Here is a 24,545-nt window from a genome sequence, read left to right on the forward strand (position 1 = left end):
TCACCTGCGCGTCGCCAACCACACGAACGCGACGAGCGCGGCAGCGCCACCGAACACGCTGACCATCGAGCCGAGCAGCGTGTGCCCCCAGTAGTAGCCGGTGTCCACGCCGAGCCACTTGACCAGCCCGACCAGCGTCAACACCCGGAACTGGTTGACCACGACCACCGCGAGCCCACCCACCGCCAGCGCGACCAGCACCCGCCGCGTGATCCGGGGCCGCAACGCGATCATCACCGCGCCCACCAGCAGCAGCGGCAGCACGAGGAACGCCGACGTGCACTCCGGCGTCATCCGCAGGCCGAGCGGGCTGTCCGTGCCGAGCCCGAAGTACACGGTCTGCCGCGACGCGACGACCTCCACGCCGTCCGAGCCGAGCACGTCGAGCAGCAGCCCGGACAGCACGATCTCGGCCGTCCGGTAGGCCCGGTGCGCCAGCACGAGCCCGGCCGCGGCCGCGATCAGTGCGATGACGATCACCCGATTGAGAGGTTCGGTGCGGGGCACGGCACACGCCACTGAACGGGTCCTTTCGTTCGAGTTGGTCGAGCTCGCTATCGATCGGGGATCGCCCGATAGGGCTGCTTGGAGGTCATCGGAGGATCACAGAGCGAACTTCACCCCCGGATCGAGTGACGCCTGCCCGTGTTTTCGGGCGGTTGACCCACGTTCGGTGGTGGCAGTTCGGCGATTCGAGTGGACGCCGTCCCTCTTTACGGTCAGTAACCCTTAACCCGACGGGTGGAACGCCGATAGGAGCAATTGCTGAACAAATAACGTTTCGAGAAAGGAGCTCCATGCGTGTGCGAATGACGCGTCGCGCCGCCGTGGCCGGGTTGGTAGCCGTCGCGGCGCTGGTGGTCGGCGCCGCGCCTGCCTCGGCGGCACCCGGAGACGCCTCGGCCTACGGCGTGAAGCTCGACCTGTCACTGCTGGGCAGTGACGCCGTGTCGGCCGGGCCGTTCGCCGCCGCCGACGCCAACGGACCCACGTCCAACACGTTCGTCGGCGTGGACCTGCCGGACATCCTCCGGACCGGCGTGATCAACGCGTCCGCGTCCAGGAACGACGACACCGGCGGCGTGCACTCCAGAGCGAGCACCGCCGACGTGCGGCTGGACCTGCTCCAGTCGATCACCGGCGGTGTGTCGGCCGAACTGGTCGAAGCCGAGTGCGACGCCACCCAGACCGGCGTCACCGGCAAGTCGAAACTGGTCGGGCTGGACCTCGGCCGACTGGGCACGGTCGACACCGAGCCCGCGCCCAACACCACCGTGGACGTCGACCTCCTCGGCGTGGACATCGCGAAGATCGTCTTCAACGAGCAGATCCGCAACGCGGACGGCAGCCTGACGGTCAACGCCATCCACATCACCCTCCTCGGCGGTGTCCTCGGCTCCATCGGCACGGGCGACCTGGTGGTGTCTTCCGCCACCTGCGGCCCGGCCGGTCTGCCGATCCCGATGGCCTCCGGCGAGGGGCTGTGGATCGGACTCGGCCTGCTCGCCCTGTTCGGCATCCCCGTCGCCGCAGTGGCCCTCCGCCGCCGGCACGACCTCCGGGCGGTCTGAGGCATGTACAAGGTCCCCGGCAGCGGCGTCGCGGTCGGCACCGGACTCGGCTCGTTGGCGGCCACCGGCGCCGGCGTCACTTGGTGGGTGGTGGCCGGCGTGGTGCTCCTCGTGTCCGGCCTGTTCCTCACCCACTCGGTCCGCAGGCGACGAGCCATAGCCGACGAGTAGCGGGCGTGTGCCCCGGCGCGCGCCGACCCCCAGTCGTGTACCGGGGCACCGCCACCCCCCTGAAGTCACCCGAGTTCGTTTCGCACGAAGGGAGCAAGGTGAAGGAAGTCGTGCTGCTTGCGGGCACCCGACCCGAGGCGGTGAAGATCGCACCGGTGGCGCTGGCGCTGGCCGACCACCCGGTGCTCAGACCGGTGATCGTCCACAGTGGACAGCACTCGGCCGTGGTCGGGCAGGCGTTGCGCGCGTTCGGCTTGGTCGCGGATGTCGAGTTGGACGTGCCGCGCGCCTCCGGCAGCCAGGCCGAGCTGATGGCCCGACTCGTGCCGGAGTTCGACCGGGTGCTGCGCAAGCGTGACCCGGCCGTCGTCCTCGTGCAGGGCGACACGACCACCGCGCTGGCCGGCGCGCTCGCCGCGTTCTGGCGCGGCATCCCGGTGGCGCACCTCGAAGCCGGCCTGCGCACCGGCGACCTCGCGGGACCGTTCCCGGAGGAGGGCACCCGGCAGATGATCGCCCGGATCGCCACGCTGCACCTCGCGCCGACCGACGACGCCGCCGCCGCGCTCGTCGGCGAGGACCTGCCGGACCGCGAGATCGTGGTCACCGGCAACACCGTGGTCGACGCCGTGGAGCGGATCGCCCTCGCCGACCGGCCCGCCCGCGACCCGGACCTGGCGCTGCTCGAACGCGTGCTCGACGAGCGGTCCGAACGCCTGGTGCTGGTCACCGCGCACCGGCGCGAGTCGTGGGGCGAGCCGCTGGAACGCGTGCTGCGTTCGGTGCGGGCGATCGCCGACCGGCACCCGGACGTGCGCGTGCTGCTGCCCGCGCACCCGAACCCGGCGGTCCGTGCGATGGCGCATGACGTGCTCGGCGGGCACGACCGGATCGTGGTGACGGAGCCGTTGGACTACTCGGACCTGGTGCGCGCGCTGCGCCGGGCCGCGCTGGTGCTCACCGATTCGGGTGGCATCCAGGAGGAGGCGCCGTCGTTCGGCGTGCCGGTCCTGGTGCTGCGTGACACGACCGAGCGGATGGCCGCGGTGGACGCGGGCTGCGCGTGGCTGGTCGGCACCGACCCGATCCGGATCATCGCGGAGGCCGGCTGGGTGCTCGGCTCCCGGTTGCGCCTGCCGCTGGGGCGCAACCCGTTCGGTGACGGGTCCGCCGCGTCCAGGGTGCGCGGCGCGCTGGAACGACTGGTCGGCCTGCCGAGCGATTTCTCCACCGCGTCGCTGCCGCTGAGGATTCCGTGCTGAGGATTCCGTGCTGAGCGCACACCGTCATCCGTCACTCGACCGGGTATAGGTCTTTCCTCTTGCGGGTGACGTGCGGGCGAGATCGTCGCGCGCGCGCACGGAGTTCGGTAGTTCCTGGAGGCCGAGTTCGAAAGTCCCTGGGGGAAAGCGGAAGGGCAACACCATGAAGCAGATCCGAGCGCGCCGGTTCGGGGCGCTGACAGCGGCGCTCGTGCTCGGCCTGGTCATCGCACCGCCCGCGTGGGCGGCGAACCCGGCGGGCGTCGCGTCGGTCGGTTCGGCCGCGTTCACCAAGGCCGGCACGCAGATCAGCGTGCCGCCGCTGGCGTCGTGCGCGGTGGAAGGGCCGACGTCCAACCAGTCCGAGGCGGTGGTGCGCACGGGCGTCCGGTTCGGCGCCGGCACGTCCACGTGCAGCACGGCGGTCGTGGACCAGGCGAACGGCACGACCACCACGACGTCCGAGGCGAACGGCTCCGACTTCGAGCTGTCCGCGCTGGTGTCCCTCGGCGGTCCCCGGCTGCGGGTGGCGAACTGGAAGGTCACCTGCACGGGCACCGAGTCCGGCACGAACGCGGGCTGGTCGATCGGCGGCCTGCGCGGCTTCGCCGGCCTGCCCGAGCAGATCCCGGCGAACCACGTGCACCCGATCACCAAGTCCGACGGCACGGTGCTGGCCAACGCCACCTTCGGCGAGACGATCCTGCCCGAGCCGAACGACGGCAGCATCGCCATCACCATGCTGCGCATCCGCTTCACCGAGGCGTCCACCATCACCGGCGAGGTGGCCCTCGGCACCACCGCCTGCTCCCCAACCCCTTAACACCCCGCGAGAGTCCTACGTTCAGAACGCGTGAGTCCTACGTTCAGAACCCCCGAATTCAACGCTCAGAACGCGCGTCGGGGCACACCGAACCGATCCGGTGTGCCCCAACGCGGTAGGTCAGCCGACGTGCGGCGTCCCGGTCAGCGTCACGCCCGCCTCGCCCAGCCGCGTCAACGCGCCGTCCACGGACCCCTGCCCCACACCCGCAGTCAGGTCCAGCAGCACGGTCGTCGTGAACCCGGCCGACGCGGCGTCCAACGCGGTCGCCCGCACGCAGTGGTCGGTGGCGATGCCCACCACGTCCACCTGCTCCACCCCGCGCTCCCGCAGCCAGTCCTCCAGCGACTCGCCCGCACCCGACGCACCCTCGAACCCCGAGTACGCCGCCGCGTAGGCGCCCTTGGAGAACACCGCCTCCACCGCCGTGACGTCCAACTCCGGGTGGAACGACGCCCCGGCCGTCCCCGCCACGCAGTGCACCGGCCACGAGTCCACGAAGTCCGGCGTCTCGCTGAAGTGCGACCCGGGGTCCACGTGGTAGTCACGGGTGGCCACGACGTGGTCGTACGACGACGAAGCGACGTGCGCCGAGATCGCCGCCGCCACGGCCGCACCACCCGTGACCGCCAGCGAACCGCCCTCGCAGAAGTCGTTCTGCACGTCCACCACGATCAGCGCCTTGCTCATCGGAGCCCCCTTCACAGGAACGTCGTCGGAATCGCGGGCTCGCCGCGGGACAACTTCAGACCTTCCCACGGCACGGTCACGAGGGCGGCACGAAGTCGTTCCCGGCTCTCCGCCAGCGTGTCCAAGCCGTCCACGCGTCGGCCGCCACGGATCAGCGGCACCGCGAGCAGCCGGTCGTGCGCGCCCATCTCGGGCTCGGAGGCGTGCGGGAACACGACCTCCTCCAACGCCGTCCCGGTCTCCTTGTGCCGCCGCAGCGACGCCTTGCGCCCACCCCGCGACTCCTTGTGCGAGCTGCGCTTGGCCACCGGACGCCCGTCCACCTCGACCAGCTTGTAGACCATGCCCGCGGTCGGCGCGCCGGACCCCGTGACGAGTGACGTGCCCACGCCGTACGCGTCGACGGGCTCGGCCCGCAGCATCGCGATCGAGTACTCGTCCAGGTCGCCGGACACCACGATCCGGGTGTTCCGCGCACCCAACGAGTCCAGCTGGTCCCGCGCCTGCCGGGCCAGCACGCCCAGGTCACCGGAGTCGATCCGCACCGAGCCCAGCGAGGGCCCAGCGACCTGCACGGCCGTCTTGATGCCGTTCGTGATGTCGTAGGTGTCGACCAGGAGGGTCGTGTCCACGCCCAACGTCTCGATCTGCGACCGGAACGCCGACTCCTCGGTGTCGTGCAGCAGCGTGAACGCGTGCGCGCACGTCCCGGCGGTCGGGATGCCGTGCCGCCGTGCCGCCTCCAGGTTCGACGTCGCCGTGAAGCCCGCCAGGAACGCGGCACGGGCCGCCGCCACCGCCGACTCCTCGTGCGTCCGGCGCGACCCCATCTCGATCATCCGCCGGCCGTTGGCGGCGCCCACCATCCGAGCCGCCGCCGACGCGATCGCGCTGTCGTGGTTGAGGATCGACAACGCCAGCGTCTCCAGCACCACACCCACGCCGAACGGCGCGCGCACGGACAGGATCGGCGAGCCCGGGAAGTACAGCTCACCCTCCGGGTAGCCGTCCACGTCCCCGGTGAACGTGTAGTCCGCGAGCCACGACAGCGTGGCCTCGTCCACCACGTTCGTGCGTTCCAGCAGCTCCAGGTCACGCTCGGTGAACGTGAAGTCGGCGATCGCGTCCAACAACCTGCCGGTGCCCGCGACCACCCCGTACCGCCTGCCCTCCGGCAGCCGCCGGGCGAATACCTCGAACACGCACGGTCGCTCGGCGGTGCCGTCGCGCAGTGCCGCGGCCAGCATCGTCAACTCGTAGTGGTCGGTGAACAGCGACGTCGACATGGGAGCAGAGCCTAAGCGGTGCGCACAGGTGGACCTGAGGGCTCCACCGCCGAGCGGAACATGACACCATTGGCGGTATGACCACGCCCGTCGAACATGAGCGGACGCAGGTTGACCCGGCCGGCGAGGAGGTCCGCACCGAGGACCGCCCGTGGCAGACCCTGGTCTGGAACGACCCGGTGAACCTGATGTCCTACGTGACGTACGTGTTCCAGAAGCTGTTCGGCTACAGCCGCGACCACGCGACCAAGCTGATGCTGGACGTGCACCACAAGGGCAGGGCGATCGTGTCGTCGGGGAGCAAGGACAAGGTGGAGGCCGACGTGGCGAAGCTGCACGCGGCCGGGCTCTGGGCGACCATGCAGCGTTCGTCGTGAAGAAGTGGACGCGCACCGGCGATCAGGTGCTGGGCCGGTTCGACCGGCAGGAAGCCGCCGTGGTGCGCGGTCTGGTGAGCCAGATCCAGGACATGCTGCTGGCACGTGCGGAAGAAGCGCCGCAGGACGAGTTGGCCGAGCTGACCGGTATCCGCACCGGCCCGTCGACGCCGCCGGACGACCCGATCCTGGGCAGGCTGCTGCCCGACTTCCACCGGTTGGACCCGGACGCGCCCGACCCCGCGGAGGTCGATTCGGCCAACGCGCTGCGGTCGTTGCACGAGCCCGAGCTGTTGGACCAGAAGACCGGCGTCGCGGCGGTGGTGCTGGAGACGTGCCCGCCGGACGGTGGCGAGGTGCGGTTGGCGATGGAGCAGGCCGAGGCCTGGCTGTCCGCGTTGAACGACGTGCGGTTGGCGCTGGGCACGGCGTTGGACGTGCAGGACGAAATGCCGGACGAGCTGCCGCCGGACGACCCGCGTTCGCCGCACCTGGGCGTTTACCACTGGTTGACGTGGGTGCAGGAGACGCTGGTCGAAGCGGTCATGAGCTGATGCTGGTCGGGCGCGGGCCCGGGGTGGCGGTGGTGTTGACGCCCGCCGGCGCGGTGGCCGGGGTGGCCGTGCGCGGCGCGCCGGTCGGGACGCGTGAGCTGGACTTGCTGGACCCGTCGACGTTGGTCCAGCGGGTGCACGCCGTGGTGCTGGCCGGTGGAGACCTCACTTGTGCCGATGGTGTCGTGCGCTGGTTGGCGGAGCGTGGGCACGGGTTCCCGGTGGGTGCGCGGCCGCTCGAGGTGGTGCCGATCGTGCCCGCCGCGGCGGCTCTCGGACTCCCTTCGGGTGACGGCTACGCGGCGTGCGAGGCGGCTGCTCCGTCCGACATTCCGGCGCTGGCCGTGGTCGGCGAGACCGCGGTGGGGCTGGTCGTGGTCGATGCCGAAGTCGGGCCGGCCGAATGCCGAAGGGTCGCCATGTCGGCGCACGACGGGTTCGCGCGGGCCGGGGTGACCGTGCCGGCGACGGTGTTCGCGGTGGCCACAGGGCGTCCGACCGGCACCCCGCTGAACGACCTCTGCACCACCGCCGCCGACGCCCTGGAACGCGCGGGTCGGAACGCGCGGGTGTGAGCGGGTCGGGGTGGGTACCCCGGAGCCATGGCTGGTGTGGACAGGGCGGTTCGGTGGGTGCGGAGCAGTCCGGTGCTGGACAAGGCGGCCGGGGCGCTGGCCGAAGTGGTGCCGGCGGCGCTGCGGCGCCGTGAGGTGACCGGGCTGCTGGACGTGCGGGCGTGGGGGAAGCCGGTGCACCCGGCGGTCGTCGTGCTGCCGATCGGGCTGTACGCGGCGTCGGCGGCGCTGGACCTGATGCCCGGGAGCAGCAAGGCGGCGCGCGCCGTGATCGGGGTCGGGCTGGCGGCGGCGCCTGTGGCCCTGGCGACCGAGCTGGCCGAGTACGGGACGTTGGACGAACGGCAGCGGCGCACGGCGTTCGTGCAGCTGGCGGCGAACGCGGCGGCGGATGTGTGCTACCTCACGTCGTTCCGGCTGCGCGGGCACGGCTTCGGCGTGGTGGCCAGGGCCGTCTCGGCGCTCGGACTCGCGGCACTCGCCGCCGGCGGACTGCTCGGCCTCCAGCCGGCGAAACCTGCCAAACCGGGGACGGTCCCGCACCAGCACCAGGAGGGTCCCGGGGGCGTCCGCGAACCGGTGTAGTGCGAGTTCTCACACGGCGGGACACCTTCCCCCACCACGTAGGATGAAGGCGTGCTGGTGATTCGCCGTGACCTCGTGGACGCGATGGTGGAGCATGCCCGTCGCGACCACCCGGACGAGGCATGCGGCGTCATCGCGGGCCCGGAGGGTTCCGACCGCCCGGAGCGGTTCATCGCGATGGACAACGCCGAGCGCTCGCCCACCTTCTACCGCTTCGACTCGGCCGAGCAGTTCCGGGTGTGGCGCGAGATGGACCGCAACGACGAGGCGCCGGTCGTCATCTACCACTCGCACACCGCGACCGAGGCGTACCCGTCCCGCACGGACGTCTCCTACGCCGGTGAGCCGGACGCGCACTACGTCCTCGTCTCCACCCGGGACCCGGAGCAGTACGAGCTGCGCTCCTACCGGATCGTGGACGGCGTGGTGACCGAAGAACCGGTCGAGGTCGTGGAGTCGTACATGTTCGCCCACACCGGCGCGGACGACACGCCCGACTGTCCCTGAGCCGCGTCTTCGCTCCACCCCCACCCACCCGGTTCCTCGGAGGTTCCAGCATGGCCGTCATCGTCTCCATCCCCACGATCCTGCGCACTCACACGGGCGGGCAGAAGTCGGTCGAGGCCGCGGGCGAGACGCTCGCCCAGATCATCGACGACCTGGAGACCAACCACGGTGGCCTGAAGCAGCGCCTGGTCAAGGAAGGCGCGCTCCACCGGTTCGTCAACGTCTACGTCAACGACGAGGACGTGCGGTTCGCGGGCGGCCTCGAAGCGGCCGTCAAGGACGGCGACACCGTGACGATCCTGCCGGCCGTCGCGGGCGGCTGACCCACTCCGGAGGACGCATCGTGGCCCGCTACGAGTCACTGCTCGACGCGGTCGGCGGCACGCCCCTCGTGGGCCTGCCCCGGCTGTCGCCGTCGAAGGACGTGCGGCTGTGGGCGAAGCTGGAGGACCGCAACCCGACCGGCTCGATCAAGGACCGCCCGGTCCTGATGATGATCGAGGAGGCCGAGCGGACGGGTGTCCTCACGCCGGGCTGCACGATCCTCGAACCGACGTCCGGCAACACCGGCATCGCCCTCGCCATGGCCGCCAAGCTCAAGGGCTACGGCCTGGTTTGCGTGATGCCGGAGAACACCTCCACCGAGCGCAAGCAGCTGCTCCAGGCGTACGGCGCGCGGATCGTGTTCTCGCCCGCGGCCGGCGGGTCGAACCAGGCCGTGGCGCAGGCGAAGGAACTGGCCAAGCAGAACCCGGACTGGGTGATGCTCTACCAGTACGGCAACCCGGCCAACGCCGGCGCGCACTACCACGGCACCGGGCCGGAGATCCTCAACGACCTGCCGACGATCACGCACTTCGTCGCTGGCCTCGGCACCACCGGCACCCTGGTCGGCGTGGGCCGGTTCCTGCGCGAGCAGAAGCCGGACGTGCAGATCATCGCGGCCGAGCCGCGGTACGGCGAGCTGGTGTACGGGCTGCGCAACCTCGACGAGGGTTTCGTGCCCGAGCTGTACGACGCCTCCGTGCTGACCGGCCGCTATTCGGTCGGCTCGTACGACGCGCTGCGCCGCACCCGTCAGCTGCTGGAGGTGGAGGGCATCTTCGCGGGCATCTCCACCGGCGCGATCCTGCACGCGGCGCTGGCCGTGGCGGAGAAGGCAGCGGCGCGCGGCGAGTCCGCGGACGTGGCTTTCGTGGTGGCCGACGCGGGCTGGAAGTACCTGTCCACCGGCGCCTACGCGGGCACGTTGGACGAAGCCTCGGAACGGCTAGACGGCCACCTCTGGGCGTGACGCTGTAGGCCTGGAAGTTCTTTGTAGGTAGGAGAAGGGCCTCGCCACGCTGCGAGGCCCTTCTCCTATGTCAGCCGATCGTGCACGCGGCGCCGTTGAGCGTGAACGAGGTCGGCTTGCCCGTGTTGCCGCCATGGGTCGCCTGGAACCCGATGCCGATCGACGCGCCGGCGCCGATGGTGCTGTTGTACGACGCGTTCCGCGCCGTGACCGCACCGCTGGTGGGGGAGAAGGTGGCGTTCCACCCGCTGGTGATGGTCTGCCCGCTGGGCAGCGTGAACGCGAGCTGCCAGCCGTTGACCGCGCTGCTGCTGGTGTTGGCGATGGTGACGCTCGCCGTCAGGCCCGTGTTCCAGGCGTTGACGGTGTACGTGACCTTGCACGCGCCAGGCGGCTGGGTGGTGGTCGTCGTGGTCGTGGTCGTGGTTGTGCTGGTTGTGGTCGACGTAGTGGTGGAAGTCGACGTGGACGTGGTGGTGTCGCCCGGCTTGTCGAGGCCGAAGAACTGGATGGCCCGCAACGCCATGCCCGCGCCCATCAGGTTATGGCCGGTGCCCTGCATGGAGATGGCCTCGACCTTGTCGCTGTAACGGGTGCGCGTCCAGCCCGACTGCGGGCTGTCGGTGGACGTCGGCGTGGTGGACAGGCCGTGGACGTTGGTCCACTGGTCGATCTGCTCGCCGAAGTTCGGGTACCGCAGGGTGTCGTCCGCGGTGCCGTGCCACGTCTGCATCCGCGGCCGGGCGCCGGTGTAGCCGGGGTACGCGGCGCGGGCGATGTTGCCCCACTCCTGCGGCGTCCTGAGCACCTGGCCGTTGGCGCAGGCGCTGTTCCAGCCCGAGCCGTCGGTGGTGGCGAAGCAGCCTGCGGGCACACCCGCGAACGCCGCGCCGGCCTGGAACACGTCCGGGTAGTTGGCCAGCATGACGTTCGTGGTCATCGCGCCGGACGAGACGCCGGTGACGAACACCCGGCCGGTGTCGCCGTTGTAGCGCTGGAGCACGTACCGGACCATCGACATCAGGCCGACCGGGTCGCTGCCGCCGTCACGCCGCAGCGCCTGCGGGCTGGACACGTCGAAGCACTGGCCGCTGCGGGTGGCCGACGGGTAGATCACGATGAACCCGTGCTGGTCGGCCAGCCGGGCGAAGTCGGTGCCCGAGTGGAACGCCGGGCCGGTGCCCGTGCAGTAGTGCACCGCCAGCAGCACCGGCGGCTTGGCCTGCGTGCGGTCCGGCACGTACAGGTGCATGCGCAGGTTGCTGGGGTTCGTGCCGAAGCCGGTGACCTCGGTCAGCGTGGCCGCCGAAGCCTGCGGTGCGGCGACGAACGCCAGCACGAAAGCCGCCGCCGCGGCCAGGGAAGTCACGATCGCGCCGAGCGCCTTCATGGAGCCACCACCCGTCCGGTGTTGTCGCGAGAGTTGTCGTCACTATCTGTCACCCCTCGGCTGCGGACAATAAGTTTCGTGAATATTGCGAGTCTCAAATGGCGTGTTGAGCTGCGGGAACGTTCCATGCATCCGTTCGGGCGCAGGGGTCTGCCGGTGAAACTTTCGACCGGCTCCAGTTGTGCTGCGCTTCGGCTGTCGATGCAATTGTCCGAATATGCATTCGATGCATTCAGTGGGCGCGGTTGAGACATTCGAGTGAACTCCCCCGGTATTGATAGTCGGCCCTTGTGGCGTGCGGTATTCCGCATTTTTGCCGACTGCCGGGCTGCTATCGTTCGGCCCATGCAATTGACGGTGCTCGGTTGTTCGGGCAGTGCGCCGGGGCCTGATCTACCCACCTCCGGGTACCTGGTCGAGGCGGGTGGCGTGCGGATCGTGTTGGAGTTGGGCAGTGGCGTGTTCGGCGCGTTGATGCGGCACTGCGATCCGTTCGACCTCGACGCCGTGCTGTTGTCACACCTGCACCTCGACCACTGCGCCGACTTCAGTTCGCTGACCGTGTACCGGCGTGAGCACCCCGAGCCGCCTTATGACGTCACCGAGCGCCGGTTGCCGGTGTTCGCGCCCTCGCACGCGCCTTCCCGGCTGGCCGCCGCGCACGCCGCCGATCGCGCGTCGTTGGCGCGGACGGACCTGTCGGAGACGTTCGACTTCGTGCCGCTCGCGCCCGGCAAGTACGCGGTGGGGCCGGTGGAGGTCGAAGTGGCCGCCATGCGGCACATCTGCGAGGCCTACGGGTTCCGGATCTCGTACGGGGGTGTGTCGCTGGTGTTCTCCGGCGACACGGTGCCCTGCCCGGACTTGGTGCGGCTGGCACGGGGCGCGGACCTGCTACTCGCCGACTCGGCGTGGCGGACGCAGGCGGGTCGTGCCAACTACCTGCACATGAGCGGCCGGGAAGCGGGCGAGGTGGCCGCGTCCGCCGGCGTCCGACGGCTCGTCCTCACCCACGTGCTCCCGTGGTCCGACCGCGAGGGCGTCCTGGCGGACGCCAAGGAGACGTTCTCGGGCCCGGTGTCGCTGGCCACCCCCGGCGCCACCTACACCCTCCCCGCGTGAGTCCTACGTTCAGAACGCGCGAGTCGTACCTTCAGGACCACCGTGTCCTACGTTCAGGACCCCCGAATTCAACGCTCAGAACGTTCAACGCCCAGCACATGCGCTCAGAGCGGACGCTCGGAACCGACGCTCAGCCCGCGAACGCGGGGGACGGCAGGCCCTCGCCCACGCCCGGCAGCACCAGGACCGACCCGGCCAACTCGCTCAACGCGTCCTCGCTCAGCCCGACCCGGGCGGTCGTCACGTAGAGGTCGGTGAAGTCGGGGCCACCGAAGCAGCACGCCGTCGGCTGGCCGACCGGTAGCTCGATCTCCAGGTCCAGGTCGCCGTCCGGCGTGTACCGGTGCACCGCCGCGCCACCCCACAACGCGACCCAGATCGCGCCGGACGAGTCCACGGTGAGGCCGTCGGGCAGCCCGCGGTGCACCTCGGCCAGCGGACGCCGGTTCGTCGCCTCACCGGACTCCTCGTCGAAGTCCAGCACGTCCACGCGCCGCTCCGACGAGTCGATGTAGTACATCCGCTTGGCGTCGGGGCTCCAGCCGATGCCGTTGCTGACGCCCACCTTGTCCAGCACGACCTTCGCCTCACCGGTCGGCTTCACCCGCGCCAGCCAGCCGCCCGGCCCCTCGTCGTAACGCATCGTGCCCGCCCACAGCCGGCCCGCCGGGTCGACCGCGGCGTCGTTGCCCCGCACGCCGTCCCGCGCCCAGTACACGAGCCACGTCTTCGCGCCGTCACGGTCGATCAGGGCCACGCCGTCACGCAGGTTGACCACCAGACCACCGGCCGTCCGGGGCTTCGCCGCACCGACGTGCTGGGGCATTTCCAGGACCGCGTCGTCGTTGCGCCACGGGCTGTAGCGGTGCACCTCGCTGCTGAGGACGTCCACCCAAAGGAGTGTTCCGCTGGCGTGGTCCCACGTGGGGCCCTCACCCAGCGCCGCTTCGGCCCGCACCGCGACTTCGATCGACACCCGCCCAGCCTACGGTCACGGGTGGGCCCTCCACCCCAATACCGCGAGTCCTTCACCCTCGCAGCGCGAGTCATCCGATCAGGCACCGTGAGTCATCCAGTGGGGCGTCGCCCGCTCCACGCGTAGCCTGGATCACGTGGACCCCACCGGCCCTTTCACACCACCCGACCCGGTGGTCGCGGCACCCAGACGGGTGAAACCGCCGACCAAGCGCATCGTGCCGCCCAAGCCCGTGCTGTCGGCCGTGGTCGTGCTGGGATTCGTCGGCCTGCTCTACGTGGTCGAGGCCATCGACACAGTCCTCGGCGGCACGCTGAACGACGACGGCGTGATCCCGCGCGACTTCGACCAGTGGGACAACATCCTCTGGTACCCGGTCCTGCACGGCGACTGGACGCACCTCACCGGCAACGCGGTGCCGCTGCTCGTCCTCGCCTACCTGGCCACGTCGGGCGGGATCAAGCAGTTCTTCCAGATCACCGCGGTCATCTGGCTGACCAGCGGCCTCGGCGTGTGGCTCTTCGGCTCGTACGGCAGCCACATCGGCGCGTCCGGCCTGATCTTCGGCTTCCTGATGTTCCTGCTGGTGCGCGGTGTGTTCGCACGCAGCGTCCTCCAGATCGTGCTGGCCGTCGTGGTCTTCGCGATGTACGGCGCGGCGCTGTGGGGCGTGCTGCCCGGCCAGGTCGGCATCTCCTGGGAAGGCCACCTGTTCGGTGCGCTCGGCGGCGTGCTCGCGGCGTGGGGCGTCGCCCGGGATGCCAGGAAGGGCGCCCCGACTACGCTCGACGCGTGACCGTCACCGCCGATTCGCCCATCGGGATCTTCGACTCCGGCGTCGGCGGGCTGACCGTCGCACGGGCGATCATGGACCAGCTCCCCGGCGAACGCATCCGGTACGTCGGCGACACGGCCAACTGCCCGTACGGCCCGCTGCCCATCGCGCAGGCGCGCAAGTTCGCCCTCGAAGTCACCGACCGGCTGGTCGCCGACGGCGCGAAGCTGCTGGTCATCGCGTGCAACACCGCGTCCGCGGCGTGCCTGCGTGACGCGCGGGAGCGTTACGACATCCCGGTGATCGAGGTCGTGCTGCCCGCCGTGCGCCGTGCGGTGGCGACCACGCGCACCGGCAAGGTCGGCGTCATCGGCACGCTCGGCACCGTCACGTCCGGCGCGTACCAGGACGCGTTCGCCGCCGCACGCCACATCGAGGTCACCGCGGTCGCGTGCCCGAGGTTCGTGGACTTCGTGGAACGCGGCACCACGTCCGGCCGGCAGGTGCTGGGCATGGCGCAGGCCTACCTGGAACCGTTGCAGCGCGCAGGAGTCGACACGCTCGTCCTCGGCTGCACGCACTACCCGCTGCTGACCGGCGTCCTCCAGATCGTGATGGGTGACAGCGTGACGCTCGTCTCCAGTGCCGAGGAGACCGTCAAGGACGTGGTGCGGGTGCTGACGGAGCACGACCTGTTCCGCGAAGGCGACCCTGATCAGCGGTTCGGCTGCACCGGATCGGTGGAGCAGTTCGGCCGGCTCGCCCGGCGATTCCTGCCCGGGTTGGAAAACGCGACCTTCCACGCCCACGGTTGACCTGGCACGCTCCACGGGTGCTGTTGACCATCCTCGGCTGCTCGGGCAGCCTGCCGGGACCGCACGGGCCCGCATCCGGCTACCTCGTCGAGGCGGATGGCTGCCGACTCGCGATCGAACTGGGCAGCGGTGTGCTGGCCGCGTTACAGGCGCACCACGACCCGTTCTCGTTGGACGGCTTGCTGTTCTCCCATCTGCACCCGGACCATTGCAGCGACTTCACCACCCTGACCGTCACCCGCCGCTACCACACCCATCCGCCGTACGACACGCGAAAACACCGGCTGCCCGTGCACGGGCCGTCCGAGGCAGCCGACCGGTTCGCCCGCGCGTACGCGGAGACGGCCGACGAACTCCTCACCACCGACCTGTCCGACGTGTTCGAGTTCCTCCCCCTCACGGGGGACGCGGTGACCACGATCGGGCCGTTCGAAATCACCGCCGTGCGGGTCGACCACCCGACCGAGGCGTACGGGTTCCGCATCACCACGAAGACCGCGTCGTTGGCCTACACGGGCGACACGGGGCCGTGTGACGCGTTGCTCGGCCTGGCGCAGGGGGTCGACGTGCTCTTGTCGGAGGCGACGTGGACGCACGCCGACGACCGGCCGCTCGGCAGGCACCTGTCGGGCGTGCAGGCGGGTCGGTTGGCGGCGGACGCCGGTGTCGGGCGGCTGCTGCTGACCCACATCGCGCCGTGGACCGATCGGGACGCCGTGCTGGCCGAGGCGCGCGGTCAGTTCAGCGGACCGGTGGACGTGGTCGCGCAGGGTGACAGGTACGCGGTTGACGAGCCGGTGGTGCGGGTAATCGGCGGCCATGGCAACTGATGTCGTCGAGCTGATCCTGGCGGACCACCGCAGGTTCGAGGAACTGTTCCGCTCCTTGCGTGACCGGGAGTCCGACCGGTCGACGGTGCTGGCCGAGCTGGCGGCGCTGCTCGTGGCGCACGCCGAGGCCGAGGAGGCGGAGGTGTACCCGGCGCTCAAGCGGTACAAGGAGGTCGACAACCACGAGGTCGACCACGGTGCCGAGGAGCACGCGGAGGGGCACCAGGCGCTGCTGGCGTTGATGGAGGTCGGCGACACGTTGTCCGAGGAGTGGGAGAGCAGGCTGGAGGAGCTGGTCCAGGCGCTCAACCACCACGTGGACGAGGAGGAGCGGACGATCCTCAACGACGCGCGGCAGCAGGTGCCCGACGCGCGGCGGGACGAGCTGGGCCGGTTGTTCGCGGAGATCCGGCAGGACCGGTTGGACGACAACTGCGGCGACATCGCGTATGTGCGCAAGATCGCGGCGGCGACGGAGGATCGGATCGACTAGCGTCGATCGGGTGTCGAACGTCGAGGTGAGGCTGGTCGGTCAGCACGATTTCGTGGCCACGAACGATCGGGGCGCCTCGGTGCGTGTCGGCCGCAAGGGTGCGCCTGGGGCTTTTACGCCGGTTGAGCTGCTGTTGGCGGCTGCGGCGGGCTGCGCGGCCGTGACGGCGGAAACTCTCGTCACCCGTCGCGTGGACGGCGGGTTGGTGGCCCGTGCGGACGACGTTCGGCCTGCCGATGCGCATCAGTTGGACGCCGTCCCGATCGCGCTGGACTACGACATCTCGCAGCTGGACGCCGCCCAACGCGCCGCCTTGGACGCCGCCGTCCGCCGTGCGATCGACCAGCTCTGCACCGTCACCCGGACCCTCAAGTCCACCCCGCCCACCCCCGTCACCCTCCCCACCTAACCGCGCGAGTCGAACGCTCAGGCCCCGCGTGTCGAACCTCCAGGCCCCGTGAGTCCTACGTTCAGAACGGGTGAGTCCTACGTTCAGGACCCGTGAGTCCTACGTTCGCGTACCCCGAGTTCAACGCTCAGAACAAGATCGTTTGTTCTGAGCGTTGAACTCGGGGGTCCTGAACGTAGGACACGGTGGTCCTGAAGGTACGACTCGCGCGTTCTGAACGTAGGACTCACGGGGTGGGGGTGGCTACGCCGTCCCAGACGGCGGTGGAGCCGCTGTGTCCGATGCGGACCGTCTGGACGGTGGCGGCGGCGCCGGCGGCGACTACCAGGACGGCTACCACCACCGCGATCCGGCGCCAGGTCTTCGGGACGGCCGGGTCGTCGGCCGCGGCGGCGCCTTCACGGTCGGCCAGGCGGCCGGCCACGAGCATGGCCACCACGACCACGCCGAACCCCAGCGCGAACGGCAGCAGGTCGTTGCCCAAGGACGCGTGCTTCTCGATCAACGGGTTGTCCAGCCCGGCCATCCGCGCGTACAGCTGATCGCCCGCCCACTGGGCCAGCGGAACGGACCCCACGCCGAGCAGCGTCACGCCCAGCAGGGGCCACGCGTACTTCCGCCGCCACCGCGGCACGACCGCCAAAGCGGCGGCCCCCGCAGCCGCCATCGGGAGCAGCACCACCACCGCGTGGACCAGCAGCGGGTGCGCGGGGAGACCGAAGATCGTCACCAGGTCGTCTGCGAGTGCCATGCCTCTCCCTACGCCGGTGGGTAGCTCCCGGGTTCAGCGACATAGGGTAGTGCCGTGCTGAGGACCGATGGCAGGAACGACGACGTACTGCGCGACATCCGGATCACCCGCGGCTTCCAGCAGTGGCCGGCCGGGTCGGTGCTGGTCGAGTTCGGCAACACGCGCGTGTTGTGCGCGGCCAGCGTGACCGAGGGCGTGCCACGGTGGCGCGCGGGCTCCGGGCTCGGCTGGGTGACCGCCGAATACGCGATGCTGCCGTCGGCCACGCACACCCGCAGCGACCGCGAGTCGGTGAAAGGCCGGATCGGGGGACGCACGCACGAGATCAGCCGCCTGATCGGGCGATCTTTGCGGGCGTGCATCGACCTGGCCGCGCTGGGCGAGAACACGATCGTGATCGACTGCGACGTGATCCAGGCCGACGGCGGCACCCGGACCGCCGCGATCACCGGCGCGTACGTGGCCCTGGCCGACGCCGTCACGTGGCTCGGCGCGGCGAACCGCCTGGCCGACCCGCTGCCGCTCTCGTGCGCCGTGTCGGCCGTGTCGGTCGGCGTGGTGGACGGTCGCGTGCGCCTCGACCTCCCGTACGAGGAGGACTCGCGCGCCGAGGTCGACATGAACGTGGTCGCCACGGACGCCGGCACGTTGATCGAGGTGCAGGGCACCGGCGAGGGCGCCACGTTCGCCCGCTCGACGTTGGACAAGATGCTCGACCTGGCCCTGGAGGGCTGCGCGCAGCTCAACCGGTTGCAGGCCGAGGCGCTGGCCCTGCCGTACCCCGGCGTGCTGCCCGAGCCGAGGGGGAAGCGGAAGTGAAGCTCCTCCTCGCGTCGCGCAACAAGAAGAAGCTCGGCGAGCTGCGCCGGATCCTGCTGGCCGAGGGCCTGGCCGGGATCGAGGTGCTGGGCCTGGACGACGTGCCGCCGTTCCCGGAGGCCCCGGAGACCGACCCGACGTTCGAGGGCAACGCCCTGGCCAAGGCGCGGGACGCGTTCAACGCCACCGGGCTGCCGTCCGTCGCGGACGACTCGGGTATAGAGATCGACGCGCTGAACGGCATGCCGGGCGTCCTCTCGGCACGCTGGTCCGGCGTGCACGGCAACGACCAGGCCAACCTGGACCTGGTGCTGGGCCAACTGCGGGACGTGCCGGACGAACGCCGTGGCGGCGCGTTCATCTGCACGGCGGCGTTCGTGGCGGGGCCCGACAAGGAGACCGTGGTGCGCGGCGAGTGGCGCGGCACGATCACCCGCGAGCCGCGCGGCGAGAACGGCTTCGGCTACGACCCGATCTTCCGCCCCGAGGGCCACGACGTGACGTCGGCCGAGCTGACCCCGGACCAGAAGGACGAGATCTCCCACCGGGGCCGCGCGCTGCGCCTGCTGCTACCGCACCTGCGCGAACTGGCCGGGTAGAGCCCGCCGCCGAGCAGCGGCGGGCAACCGGATCAGGCGGGCAGTTCGCGCAGCAGCTTGGCCACGTGGCCGGTCGCGCGGACGTTGTACATGGCCTTCTTGATCTTCCCCTCGGGGTCGACCAGGAACGTCGAGCGGATCACGCCCATGACGGTCTTGCCGTAGTTCTGCTTCTCCCCGAACGCGCCCCACTCGGTCAGCACCTTGCGGTCCACGTCCGACAGCAGCGGGAAGTTCAGGCCCTCGGCGGCGACGAACTTGGCCAGCTTCTCCGGCTTGTCCGGCGAGATCCCGATGACGTCGTAGCCGGACGACTCAAGGTCGCCGATGCTGTCGCGGAAGTCGCACGCCTGCTTGGTGCAGCCCGGCGTGCCCGCCGCCGGGTAGAAGTAGACGACCACGGAGCGGCCGGCGTAGTCGGAAAGCGAGACGGGCTTGCCCTCGCTGTCGGGCAGCGTGAACGCCGGTGCCTGGTCGCCCGGTGACAGGCGCTTCTGCTCGGTCATGGGCCCAGACGCTACAACCGGACGCCACCGGGTCAGGCGGTGCCCTCGAACGTCGAGCTCGGCTCCTGGTTCGCGCCGTTCGGCTCGACCACGAGTTGCAGCAGCACGGGGTCGGCGGGCACGGCGAAGGCCAGCGTCAGCACGGTCTCCGCGCCGGGCGCGACCTCGGTCACGGCGGCGGCGATGCCGTTCAGCCCCTGCACGGAGTCGCGCACCTCGGCCACCGGAGCGCCGTCGACCATCGCGCGCACGGCGAGCTGGCTGGTCCGGTAAGAGGTCTTCGTGCCGTTGACGAGGGTCAGCGTGAACACCGCGGTGCGCGGTGACTCGGGGAACGACGTGTCGCTCGGCTTGAGCGAGGACGGCGGGGACACGGTCACGGCCATGCCGTTGGCCCACACCCGCTGCGCGCCGAACGCGGTGTAGCCCGACGCGGACGGCGCGTCGCCACCTTGCTCGACCACCGCGGACGGAGGCGTGGGCGTGGAAATGTCGGAGGGGTCCGCACATCCCGCCATTGCCAGGCCGAGGCACACGCCGACGGCCAGTCTGGCGAACTTCACGAACTCCCCTTCCCGCCCCGGCGGTGGGCTTGACTGCGACTAGCCACCACCATGACGGTGCCGGAGGGTGCCGGGTGACCGATTCAGGGCCTTGATTCGCACCTGGTGCCTGCCTGTGGCCAACCCGTGATGACGCACGACCGCCCGCGTGGGCGGCGCCACACCCCGGCGGCGTCCACGCGGGGGCGGCGGCGGGGATCGGGCGGCTGAACCGCCCGGAAGTTGGGGAGCGCGTCGGGGGGCGTGCGCGCTCCACTCCGATCATCGCGGTCCGTGCGCCATCCGCTACACCTAGGCTTCGGTCTTCACCCGTTCGGCCGAACGTCGTGCGGGTGAACGTCCGGCGATCTCGGCCAGGAGTTCGAACGACCGGAGCCGGTCCGACTGCTCGGCGACCATCGTCGTCACCATCAGCTCGTCGGCCTTCGTCTCCTCGAGCAACCGCTCCAGCCCCGCCTTGGCGGTCTCCGGTGAACCGATGACCTGGGAGTCCAGCCGGTCCTCGAAGATCAGCCGCTCGACGTCGGTGAACGGGTACTCGGCGGCCTCCTCGTTCGTGGCCAGGGGACCGGGCCGCCCGCTGCGCAGCTTGACGAAGGCGAGTGCGCCGGGACCGGCGATGAAGCCGGCGTGCTCGTCGGTGTCGGCCACGATCACCGACGCGCAGACCAGCGCATACGGCTGCTGAAGACGTTCCGAAGGCTGGAACCGCTCGCGGTACAGCGCCAGCGCGGGCAGCGTGTTCTCCGCGCTGAAGTGGTGGGCGAACGCGAACGGGAGGCCGAGCAGACCGGCGACCTGCGCGCTGTACCCGCTCGACCCGAGCAGGAAGATGTCCGGTTTGTTGCCCTCGGCGGGCATCGCGTTCAGCGCTTCGGTGCCGTTGAAGTACCCGGTCAGCTCGCTGAGCTGCTGCGGGAAGTCGTCCACGGACAGCGGGCCGGTGGTGCGGCGCAACGCCTGCGCGGTGCGCTGGTCGGTGCCGGGCGCGCGGCCGATGCCCAGGTCGATGCGGCCGGGGTGCAGGGCGGACAGCGTGCCGAACTGCTCGGCGACCACCAGCGGCGGGTGGTTGGGCAGCATCACGCCGCCGGAGCCGACCCGCAGCGTGGTGGTGGCGTCGGCGACGTGGCCGATGAGGATCGCGGGGGAGGAGCTGGCGATGCCGGGCATGTTGTGGTGCTCGGCCAGCCAGAACCGGGTGAAGTCGAGCCGCTCCACGTGCTGGGCCAGCTCACGCGTGTGCCGCAGGGCCGTTCGCGCGTCCGTCGCGGTGGTGACCGTGGCCAGGTCGAGTGCGGACAGCGGCACGTCACGGAGGCTCATGCCCGGGATCAACGCGCGAGGTCTCCGGTGTCTTCCTGGTGTGACCATCGCGACGATCACACCGGGAAGGGCGCGGTACGTCCGGGCGTTGATCGTGACATGGACGTGGTGGTGATCGGTGCAGGTCAGGCGGGGTTGTCCGCCGCCTACTTCCTGAAGCGCGCGAACCTGGACCACGTCGTGCTGGACGCATATGTCGGGCCGGGCGGCGCGTGGCGGCACCGCTGGCCGACGTTGCGGATGGCCACCGTGCACGGCATCCACGACCTGCCCGGAATGCCGTTCGCCGAGCCGGACCCGACCGCGCCGGCCAACGAGGTGCTGCCCGCCTACTTCGCCGATTTCGAACGCCGCAACGGCATCGCGGTGGAACGCCCGGTGCGCGTGCACGCCGTCCGCGACCACGGCGGTCTGCTGCGTGTCGAGACCGATCGCGGCGCCTGGGAGACAAAAGCGCTGGTCAACGCGACCGGCACGTGGACGCGCCCGTTCTTGCCCCGCTACCCCGGCCAGGAGCGCTTCCAGGGTCGCCAACTGCACTCCTCGCAGTACCGGGGGCCCGAGGAGTTCTCCGGGCAGCACGTAATCGTGGTCGGCGGCGGCACGTCGGCGGTCCAGCAGCTGCTGGAGATCGCCCGGCACGCGACCACGACGTGGGTGACCCGCCGCGAGCCGGAGTTCTCCGACGAGCCGTTCACGCCGGAACTCGGCCGGACCGTGGTCGCCAAGGTGGAGGAACGCGTCCGCCAGGGCCTGCCGCCCCGCAGCGTGGTCAGCGTGACGGGCCTGAGCCTCACCCCGGCAGTCCGTGAAGCCCTCAGGACCGGCGTGCTCGACCGTCGGCCGATGTTCGAGCGGATCACCGAGGACGGCGTGGTCTGGCCGGACGGCACGCACCAGCGGGCCGACGCGATCGTCTGGGCGACCGGGTTCCGCGCCGCGCTCGACCACTTGGCGCCGTTGCACCTGCGCACGCCCGGCGGCGGCATCCAGCTCGACGGCACCAGGGTCGTCGCCGACCCGCGCGTGCACCTCGTCGGCTACGGCCCGTCGGCCAGCACGGTCGGCGCGACGCGGGCGGGACGTGCGGCGGCGAAGGAGATCAAGGAGTCGCTGTCCCGCCGCGAGGCCGCCTGAACGACAGACACCGCCTAACCTCGATCAGGTGAAGAGGGGGCTGCGCGTCGTCGCCGGGCTGGTGCTCGGCTTCCTGTCGGCGCTGCTGGACCTGCTCGTCGTGGTGTTCGCCCGGAACGCGGCCGTGGCGGTCGCGGGGCTGGAGCGGCGACGGCTGCGGTGGTTCCTGGATGTGGACAGCGCCCAGCCGACCAAAGCCCAGGCGGTGCGCTACCTGGCCGTCCGCGCGCCGGTCGGCCTGTTGGGCGGGTTCGTGCTGGCCTGGCTGTTCTACGGGTTGGCGATGGGCCTGGTGGTCGGGTACCGGCTGGTCACCGGCGAAGCGGGCGACGGCAACGGCCTCGACTTCTCCGACGACTGGACGGACTTCGCGTGGACCGGCCTGATCGGCCTGGTCCTGTTCTACATCGAGGTCCAGGGCATCATCGGCGTCGTCGCGTTGGAGGGGAAGGTCGCCCGCCGGTGGCTCGGCCCGAGCGAAGCCGAGGTGCTCCGCCTGCGCATCGACGAGCTGGCCGCGAGCCGGGCGGGCATCGTGGCGGCGGTCGACGCCGAGCGGCGCCGGATCGAACGCGACTTGCACGACGGCGTGCAGCAGCGGCTGGTCGCGTTGGGCATGCTGCTCGGCCGTGCCCGCCGCAACCCCGACCACGCCGACGAGCTGCTGGCCCAGGCGCACGAGGAGTCCCGGCACGTGCTCGAGGACCTGCGTGAGGTCGCCTGGCGGGTGTACCCGACGGCGTTGGACTCGTTGGGCCTGGTAGACGCGCTGGAGGCGGTGGCGGACCGGTCCGCGATCCCGGTGCGCATCCGGTGCGAGCCACTCGACATGCCGCCGCGGGTGGAGACGGCGGCGTACTTCGTCATCTGCGAGGCGGTGACCAACGCGGCCAAGCACTCGGGTGCGACGATGATCGACGTGGACATCACCGGGCACGACGGGGCGGTGCGCGTGCGGATCGCCGATGACGGCGTCGGGGGAGCGGACCCGGCCGGCGGCGGGCTGGCCGGCCTGTCGCGGCGGGTGCTCGCGCTGGACGGCACGTTCGACGTGAGCAGCCCGGTCGGTGGCCCGACGGTGATCACCGCGGAGGTCCCGTGCGGGTGATCCTGGCCGAGGACTCGACGTTGCTGCGCGAGGGTCTGGTGCGGCTGCTGGTCGAGGAGGGCCACGACGTGGTGGCGGCCGTGGGTGACGCGGAAGCCCTGCTCAGCGCGGTGGCGGCGCACCTGCCGGACGTGGTGGTGACCGACGTGCGGATGCCGCCGACGAACTCCGACGAGGGCATGAAGGCCGCGCTGGAGATCCGCCGGCGGTTCCCGGGGGTCGGCGTGCTGGTGCTGTCGCAGTACGTCGAGCAGCGCTACGCCGTCGACCTGCTCACCGAGCACACCGACGGCGTGGGCTACCTGCTCAAGGACCGGGTGGTCCAGGTGGAGGAGTTCCTGGACGCGCTGCGCCGGGTAGGCGCCGGTGACGTCGCGTTCGACCCGGAGGTGGTGCGGCGGCTGCTGGCCCGCACCACCCACCCGCTGGACGTGCTCACCGAGCGGGAACGCCAAGTGCTGGCGCACATGGCCGAGGGCCACACGAACAACGCGATCGCGGCACGCCTGCACGTGTCGCGCAGCGCGGTGGAGAAGCACATCAACTCGATCTTCGACAAGCTCGGCCTGTCCGGTGTGGACGGCTACAGCCGGCGGGTGCTGGCGATCCTGCGCTACTTGCGCGCCTGAGCCTTCTTCTGGTTGAGCCGTGACGCGATGAAGAACCCGACGGCCAGCACCACTAGGCCGAGGACGACCTTCCCGACGATGCCCATGTACTGCTCGACGACGTGGTAGTTCGCACCCAGGACGTACCCGGCGAGGATCAGCGCGGTGTTCCAGATGAGGCTTCCCGCCGTCGTGAGCAGCACGAAGGCGGGAAGCGCCATGCGTTCCACGCCCGCCGGGATGGAGATGAGGCTGCGGAAGATCGGCACCATCCGGCCGAAGAACACGGTCGCCTTGCCGTGCCGGGCGAACCACTCCTCGGTCTTGTCCACATCGGACAGTTTCATCAGCGGCATCCGCTGGGCGATCGCCCTGATCCGGTCACGGCCGAGCAGCGCGCCGAGGTAGTACAGCGCCAGCGCGCCGGCGACCGACCCGACGGTGGTCCAGATGATCGCGGCGATGAGGCTCATCTTGCCCTGGCTGGCGGTGAAGCCTGCCAGCGGCAGGAACAGCTCACTGGGCAGGGGTGGGAACAGGTTCTCCAGCGCGATCGCGATACCGGCGCCCGGCGCGCCGAGCGTTTCCATCAGGTCGATTACCCACGAGACGACATCCATGAT

Annotated in this window: 32 protein-coding genes; 22 read left to right on the forward strand and 10 right to left on the reverse strand. The window is 70.7% G+C overall.

Annotated elements, in window-relative coordinates; genetic code table 11:
* Positions 1-480 carry an exosortase P gene (xrtP, locus tag F4560_RS38655; protein ID WP_184928000.1) on the reverse strand — a complete coding sequence of 160 codons (480 nt, stop codon included), beginning with the start codon at positions 478-480 and terminating at the stop codon, positions 1-3.
* 317 nt (positions 481-797) lie between these two features.
* On the opposite strand from xrtP, the gene F4560_RS38660 reads away from it, so the two are divergent.
* From F4560_RS38660 to F4560_RS38675, 4 genes are all read left to right on the forward strand, one after another.
* Positions 798-1,571 carry a choice-of-anchor protein CoaP gene (locus F4560_RS38660; protein WP_184928001.1) on the forward strand — a complete coding sequence of 258 codons (774 nt, stop codon included), beginning with the start codon at positions 798-800 and terminating at the stop codon, positions 1,569-1,571.
* Positions 1,572-1,574: 3 nt separating this feature from the next.
* Positions 1,575-1,742 carry an LAXTG motif-containing small protein gene (locus tag F4560_RS38665; RefSeq protein ID WP_184928002.1) on the forward strand — a complete coding sequence of 56 codons (168 nt, stop codon included), beginning with the start codon at positions 1,575-1,577 and terminating at the stop codon, positions 1,740-1,742.
* 98 nt (positions 1,743-1,840) lie between these two features.
* A complete protein-coding gene (gene wecB / locus F4560_RS38670) occupies positions 1,841-3,004 on the forward strand; it encodes a non-hydrolyzing UDP-N-acetylglucosamine 2-epimerase (RefSeq protein ID WP_184928003.1) in 1,164 nt (387 codons plus the stop codon).
* A gap of 163 nt (positions 3,005-3,167) precedes the next feature.
* A complete protein-coding gene (locus F4560_RS38675; protein ID WP_184928004.1) occupies positions 3,168-3,827 on the forward strand; it encodes a hypothetical protein in 660 nt (219 codons plus the stop codon).
* Between the two features lie 120 nt (positions 3,828-3,947).
* Here F4560_RS38675 and F4560_RS38680 read toward each other — a convergent pair whose 3' ends face one another.
* Positions 3,948-4,517, reverse strand: coding sequence for an isochorismatase family protein (locus F4560_RS38680; protein WP_184928005.1), 570 nt, complete (start codon positions 4,515-4,517; stop codon positions 3,948-3,950).
* A gap of 11 nt (positions 4,518-4,528) precedes the next feature.
* The gene (locus F4560_RS38685; protein ID WP_184928006.1) at positions 4,529-5,803 is read right to left on the reverse strand and encodes a nicotinate phosphoribosyltransferase; all 1,275 of its coding nucleotides are present in this window, start codon (positions 5,801-5,803) and stop codon (positions 4,529-4,531) included.
* 77 nt (positions 5,804-5,880) lie between these two features.
* Between F4560_RS38685 and clpS the strand changes: the two genes are divergently transcribed.
* From clpS to F4560_RS38720, 7 genes are read left to right on the forward strand one after another with little or no spacing between them, the layout of a single operon-like run.
* Positions 5,881-6,180 (forward strand): ATP-dependent Clp protease adapter ClpS, encoded by a 300-nt coding sequence (gene clpS / locus F4560_RS38690; RefSeq protein ID WP_033438448.1) that lies wholly within the window; start codon positions 5,881-5,883, stop codon positions 6,178-6,180.
* Positions 6,177-6,734, forward strand: coding sequence for a DUF2017 domain-containing protein (locus F4560_RS38695; protein ID WP_184928007.1), 558 nt, complete (start codon positions 6,177-6,179; stop codon positions 6,732-6,734). Before clpS ends, F4560_RS38695 begins: the two co-directional genes overlap by 4 nt.
* Positions 6,734-7,309: a P1 family peptidase gene (locus F4560_RS38700; protein ID WP_184928008.1), complete on the forward strand. Its 576-nt coding sequence runs from the start codon at positions 6,734-6,736 to the stop codon at positions 7,307-7,309. Before F4560_RS38695 ends, F4560_RS38700 begins: the two co-directional genes overlap by 1 nt.
* A gap of 57 nt (positions 7,310-7,366) precedes the next feature.
* Positions 7,367-7,894, forward strand: coding sequence for a DUF2231 domain-containing protein (locus F4560_RS38705; protein ID WP_184928009.1), 528 nt, complete (start codon positions 7,367-7,369; stop codon positions 7,892-7,894).
* A gap of 51 nt (positions 7,895-7,945) precedes the next feature.
* Positions 7,946-8,401, forward strand: coding sequence for a M67 family metallopeptidase (locus F4560_RS38710; RefSeq protein WP_312869731.1), 456 nt, complete (start codon positions 7,946-7,948; stop codon positions 8,399-8,401).
* Positions 8,402-8,451: 50 nt separating this feature from the next.
* A complete protein-coding gene (locus F4560_RS38715) occupies positions 8,452-8,724 on the forward strand; it encodes a MoaD/ThiS family protein (RefSeq protein ID WP_184928010.1) in 273 nt (90 codons plus the stop codon).
* Positions 8,725-8,744: 20 nt separating this feature from the next.
* Entirely contained in the window at positions 8,745-9,695 is a 951-nt protein-coding gene (locus F4560_RS38720) for a PLP-dependent cysteine synthase family protein (protein WP_184928011.1), read from the forward strand.
* A gap of 70 nt (positions 9,696-9,765) precedes the next feature.
* On the opposite strand, the gene F4560_RS38725 is transcribed toward F4560_RS38720, so the two are convergent.
* A complete protein-coding gene (locus tag F4560_RS38725; protein ID WP_184928012.1) occupies positions 9,766-11,085 on the reverse strand; it encodes an extracellular catalytic domain type 1 short-chain-length polyhydroxyalkanoate depolymerase in 1,320 nt (439 codons plus the stop codon).
* A gap of 345 nt (positions 11,086-11,430) precedes the next feature.
* Here F4560_RS38725 and F4560_RS38730 point away from each other — a divergent pair, with 345 nt between their 5' ends.
* The gene (locus F4560_RS38730) at positions 11,431-12,207 is read left to right on the forward strand and encodes an MBL fold metallo-hydrolase (RefSeq protein WP_184928013.1); all 777 of its coding nucleotides are present in this window, start codon (positions 11,431-11,433) and stop codon (positions 12,205-12,207) included.
* Between the two features lie 130 nt (positions 12,208-12,337).
* Here F4560_RS38730 and F4560_RS38735 read toward each other — a convergent pair whose 3' ends face one another.
* Positions 12,338-13,183, reverse strand: coding sequence for an SMP-30/gluconolactonase/LRE family protein (locus F4560_RS38735; protein ID WP_184928014.1), 846 nt, complete (start codon positions 13,181-13,183; stop codon positions 12,338-12,340).
* Between the two features lie 136 nt (positions 13,184-13,319).
* On the opposite strand from F4560_RS38735, the gene F4560_RS38740 reads away from it, so the two are divergent.
* The 5 genes from F4560_RS38740 to F4560_RS38760 are packed head-to-tail and all read left to right on the forward strand — an operon-like array spanning position 13,320 to position 16,505.
* Positions 13,320-13,979, forward strand: coding sequence for a rhomboid family intramembrane serine protease (locus tag F4560_RS38740; RefSeq protein ID WP_312869732.1), 660 nt, complete (start codon positions 13,320-13,322; stop codon positions 13,977-13,979).
* Complete coding sequence (gene murI / locus F4560_RS38745) at positions 13,976-14,773, forward strand: glutamate racemase (protein WP_184928015.1); 798 nt, start codon at positions 13,976-13,978, stop codon at positions 14,771-14,773. The genes F4560_RS38740 and murI overlap by 4 nt, the downstream gene beginning before the upstream one ends.
* Before the next feature lie 17 nt (positions 14,774-14,790).
* Positions 14,791-15,603: an MBL fold metallo-hydrolase gene (locus tag F4560_RS38750; protein ID WP_184928016.1), complete on the forward strand. Its 813-nt coding sequence runs from the start codon at positions 14,791-14,793 to the stop codon at positions 15,601-15,603.
* A complete protein-coding gene (locus tag F4560_RS38755) occupies positions 15,593-16,096 on the forward strand; it encodes a hemerythrin domain-containing protein (protein WP_184928017.1) in 504 nt (167 codons plus the stop codon). Before F4560_RS38750 ends, F4560_RS38755 begins: the two co-directional genes overlap by 11 nt.
* Before the next feature lie 10 nt (positions 16,097-16,106).
* The gene (locus tag F4560_RS38760) at positions 16,107-16,505 is read left to right on the forward strand and encodes an OsmC family protein (protein WP_312869733.1); all 399 of its coding nucleotides are present in this window, start codon (positions 16,107-16,109) and stop codon (positions 16,503-16,505) included.
* A 226-nt stretch (positions 16,506-16,731) separates the two neighbouring features.
* Here the strand turns inward: F4560_RS38760 and F4560_RS38765 are convergent, their stop codons facing one another.
* Positions 16,732-17,256, reverse strand: coding sequence for a DUF2231 domain-containing protein (locus F4560_RS38765; RefSeq protein WP_184928019.1), 525 nt, complete (start codon positions 17,254-17,256; stop codon positions 16,732-16,734).
* A gap of 54 nt (positions 17,257-17,310) precedes the next feature.
* Between F4560_RS38765 and rph the strand changes: the two genes are divergently transcribed.
* Both rph and rdgB read left to right on the forward strand, forming a co-directional pair.
* Positions 17,311-18,075 carry a ribonuclease PH gene (gene rph / locus F4560_RS38770; RefSeq protein ID WP_184928020.1) on the forward strand — a complete coding sequence of 255 codons (765 nt, stop codon included), beginning with the start codon at positions 17,311-17,313 and terminating at the stop codon, positions 18,073-18,075.
* The gene (rdgB, locus tag F4560_RS38775) at positions 18,072-18,674 is read left to right on the forward strand and encodes an RdgB/HAM1 family non-canonical purine NTP pyrophosphatase (protein ID WP_184928021.1); all 603 of its coding nucleotides are present in this window, start codon (positions 18,072-18,074) and stop codon (positions 18,672-18,674) included. The genes rph and rdgB overlap by 4 nt, the downstream gene beginning before the upstream one ends.
* Positions 18,675-18,706: 32 nt before the next feature.
* On the opposite strand, the gene bcp is transcribed toward rdgB, so the two are convergent.
* From bcp to F4560_RS38790, 3 genes are all read right to left on the reverse strand, one after another.
* On the reverse strand, positions 18,707-19,180 hold the full coding sequence (gene bcp, locus F4560_RS38780; RefSeq protein ID WP_184928022.1) for a thioredoxin-dependent thiol peroxidase: 474 nt from the start codon (positions 19,178-19,180) through the stop codon (positions 18,707-18,709).
* Between the two features lie 32 nt (positions 19,181-19,212).
* Positions 19,213-19,743, reverse strand: a complete 531-nt coding sequence (locus F4560_RS38785; RefSeq protein ID WP_184928023.1) for a hypothetical protein — start codon at positions 19,741-19,743, stop codon at positions 19,213-19,215.
* Between the two features lie 291 nt (positions 19,744-20,034).
* Complete coding sequence (locus tag F4560_RS38790; RefSeq protein WP_184928024.1) at positions 20,035-21,069, reverse strand: LLM class flavin-dependent oxidoreductase; 1,035 nt, start codon at positions 21,067-21,069, stop codon at positions 20,035-20,037.
* Between the two features lie 99 nt (positions 21,070-21,168).
* Between F4560_RS38790 and F4560_RS38795 the strand changes: the two genes are divergently transcribed.
* Genes F4560_RS38795 through F4560_RS38805 form a run of 3 tightly spaced genes read left to right on the forward strand, consistent with a single transcriptional unit; the run spans position 21,169 to position 23,943 of the window.
* Positions 21,169-22,206, forward strand: coding sequence for an NAD(P)-binding domain-containing protein (locus tag F4560_RS38795; RefSeq protein WP_184928025.1), 1,038 nt, complete (start codon positions 21,169-21,171; stop codon positions 22,204-22,206).
* Positions 22,207-22,234: 28 nt separating this feature from the next.
* Positions 22,235-23,314 (forward strand): sensor histidine kinase, encoded by a 1,080-nt coding sequence (locus F4560_RS38800; RefSeq protein WP_184928026.1) that lies wholly within the window; start codon positions 22,235-22,237, stop codon positions 23,312-23,314.
* On the forward strand, positions 23,305-23,943 hold the full coding sequence (locus tag F4560_RS38805) for a response regulator transcription factor (protein ID WP_184928027.1): 639 nt from the start codon (positions 23,305-23,307) through the stop codon (positions 23,941-23,943). The genes F4560_RS38800 and F4560_RS38805 overlap by 10 nt, the downstream gene beginning before the upstream one ends.
* Here F4560_RS38805 and F4560_RS38810 read toward each other — a convergent pair.
* Positions 23,928-24,542, reverse strand: coding sequence for a DedA family protein (locus tag F4560_RS38810; RefSeq protein WP_184928028.1), 615 nt, complete (start codon positions 24,540-24,542; stop codon positions 23,928-23,930). The two genes, F4560_RS38805 and F4560_RS38810, sit on opposite strands and share 16 nt — an antisense overlap.
* Between the last annotated feature and the right edge of the window lie 3 nt (positions 24,543-24,545).

Origin of the sequence: Saccharothrix ecbatanensis (assembly GCF_014205015.1) — a bacterium.
Classification (GTDB): Bacteria; Actinomycetota; Actinomycetes; order Mycobacteriales; family Pseudonocardiaceae; genus Actinosynnema; species Actinosynnema ecbatanense.

What these genes read in the sequence shown, in the direction of transcription:
- F4560_RS38660 (WP_184928001.1), top strand. Translation starts at nt 798, where the DNA reads ATGCGTGTGCGAATGACGCGTCGCGCCGCCGTGGCCGGGTTGGTAGCC.
- F4560_RS38665 (WP_184928002.1), top strand. Translation starts at nt 1,575, where the DNA reads ATGTACAAGGTCCCCGGCAGCGGCGTCGCGGTCGGCACCGGACTCGGC.
- F4560_RS38675 (WP_184928004.1), top strand. Translation starts at nt 3,168, where the DNA reads ATGAAGCAGATCCGAGCGCGCCGGTTCGGGGCGCTGACAGCGGCGCTC.
- F4560_RS38680 (WP_184928005.1), bottom strand. Translation starts at nt 4,517, where the DNA reads ATGAGCAAGGCGCTGATCGTGGTGGACGTGCAGAACGACTTCTGCGAG.
- F4560_RS38685 (WP_184928006.1), bottom strand. Translation starts at nt 5,803, where the DNA reads ATGTCGACGTCGCTGTTCACCGACCACTACGAGTTGACGATGCTGGCC.
- clpS (WP_033438448.1), top strand. Translation starts at nt 5,881, where the DNA reads ATGACCACGCCCGTCGAACATGAGCGGACGCAGGTTGACCCGGCCGGC.
- F4560_RS38700 (WP_184928008.1), top strand. Translation starts at nt 6,734, where the DNA reads ATGCTGGTCGGGCGCGGGCCCGGGGTGGCGGTGGTGTTGACGCCCGCC.
- F4560_RS38715 (WP_184928010.1), top strand. Translation starts at nt 8,452, where the DNA reads ATGGCCGTCATCGTCTCCATCCCCACGATCCTGCGCACTCACACGGGC.
- F4560_RS38725 (WP_184928012.1), bottom strand. Translation starts at nt 11,085, where the DNA reads ATGAAGGCGCTCGGCGCGATCGTGACTTCCCTGGCCGCGGCGGCGGCT.
- F4560_RS38730 (WP_184928013.1), top strand. Translation starts at nt 11,431, where the DNA reads ATGCAATTGACGGTGCTCGGTTGTTCGGGCAGTGCGCCGGGGCCTGAT.
- F4560_RS38755 (WP_184928017.1), top strand. Translation starts at nt 15,593, where the DNA reads ATGGCAACTGATGTCGTCGAGCTGATCCTGGCGGACCACCGCAGGTTC.
- F4560_RS38765 (WP_184928019.1), bottom strand. Translation starts at nt 17,256, where the DNA reads ATGGCACTCGCAGACGACCTGGTGACGATCTTCGGTCTCCCCGCGCAC.
- bcp (WP_184928022.1), bottom strand. Translation starts at nt 19,180, where the DNA reads ATGACCGAGCAGAAGCGCCTGTCACCGGGCGACCAGGCACCGGCGTTC.
- F4560_RS38790 (WP_184928024.1), bottom strand. Translation starts at nt 21,069, where the DNA reads ATGAGCCTCCGTGACGTGCCGCTGTCCGCACTCGACCTGGCCACGGTC.
- F4560_RS38795 (WP_184928025.1), top strand. Translation starts at nt 21,169, where the DNA reads ATGGACGTGGTGGTGATCGGTGCAGGTCAGGCGGGGTTGTCCGCCGCC.
- F4560_RS38810 (WP_184928028.1), bottom strand. Translation starts at nt 24,542, where the DNA reads ATGGATGTCGTCTCGTGGGTAATCGACCTGATGGAAACGCTCGGCGCG.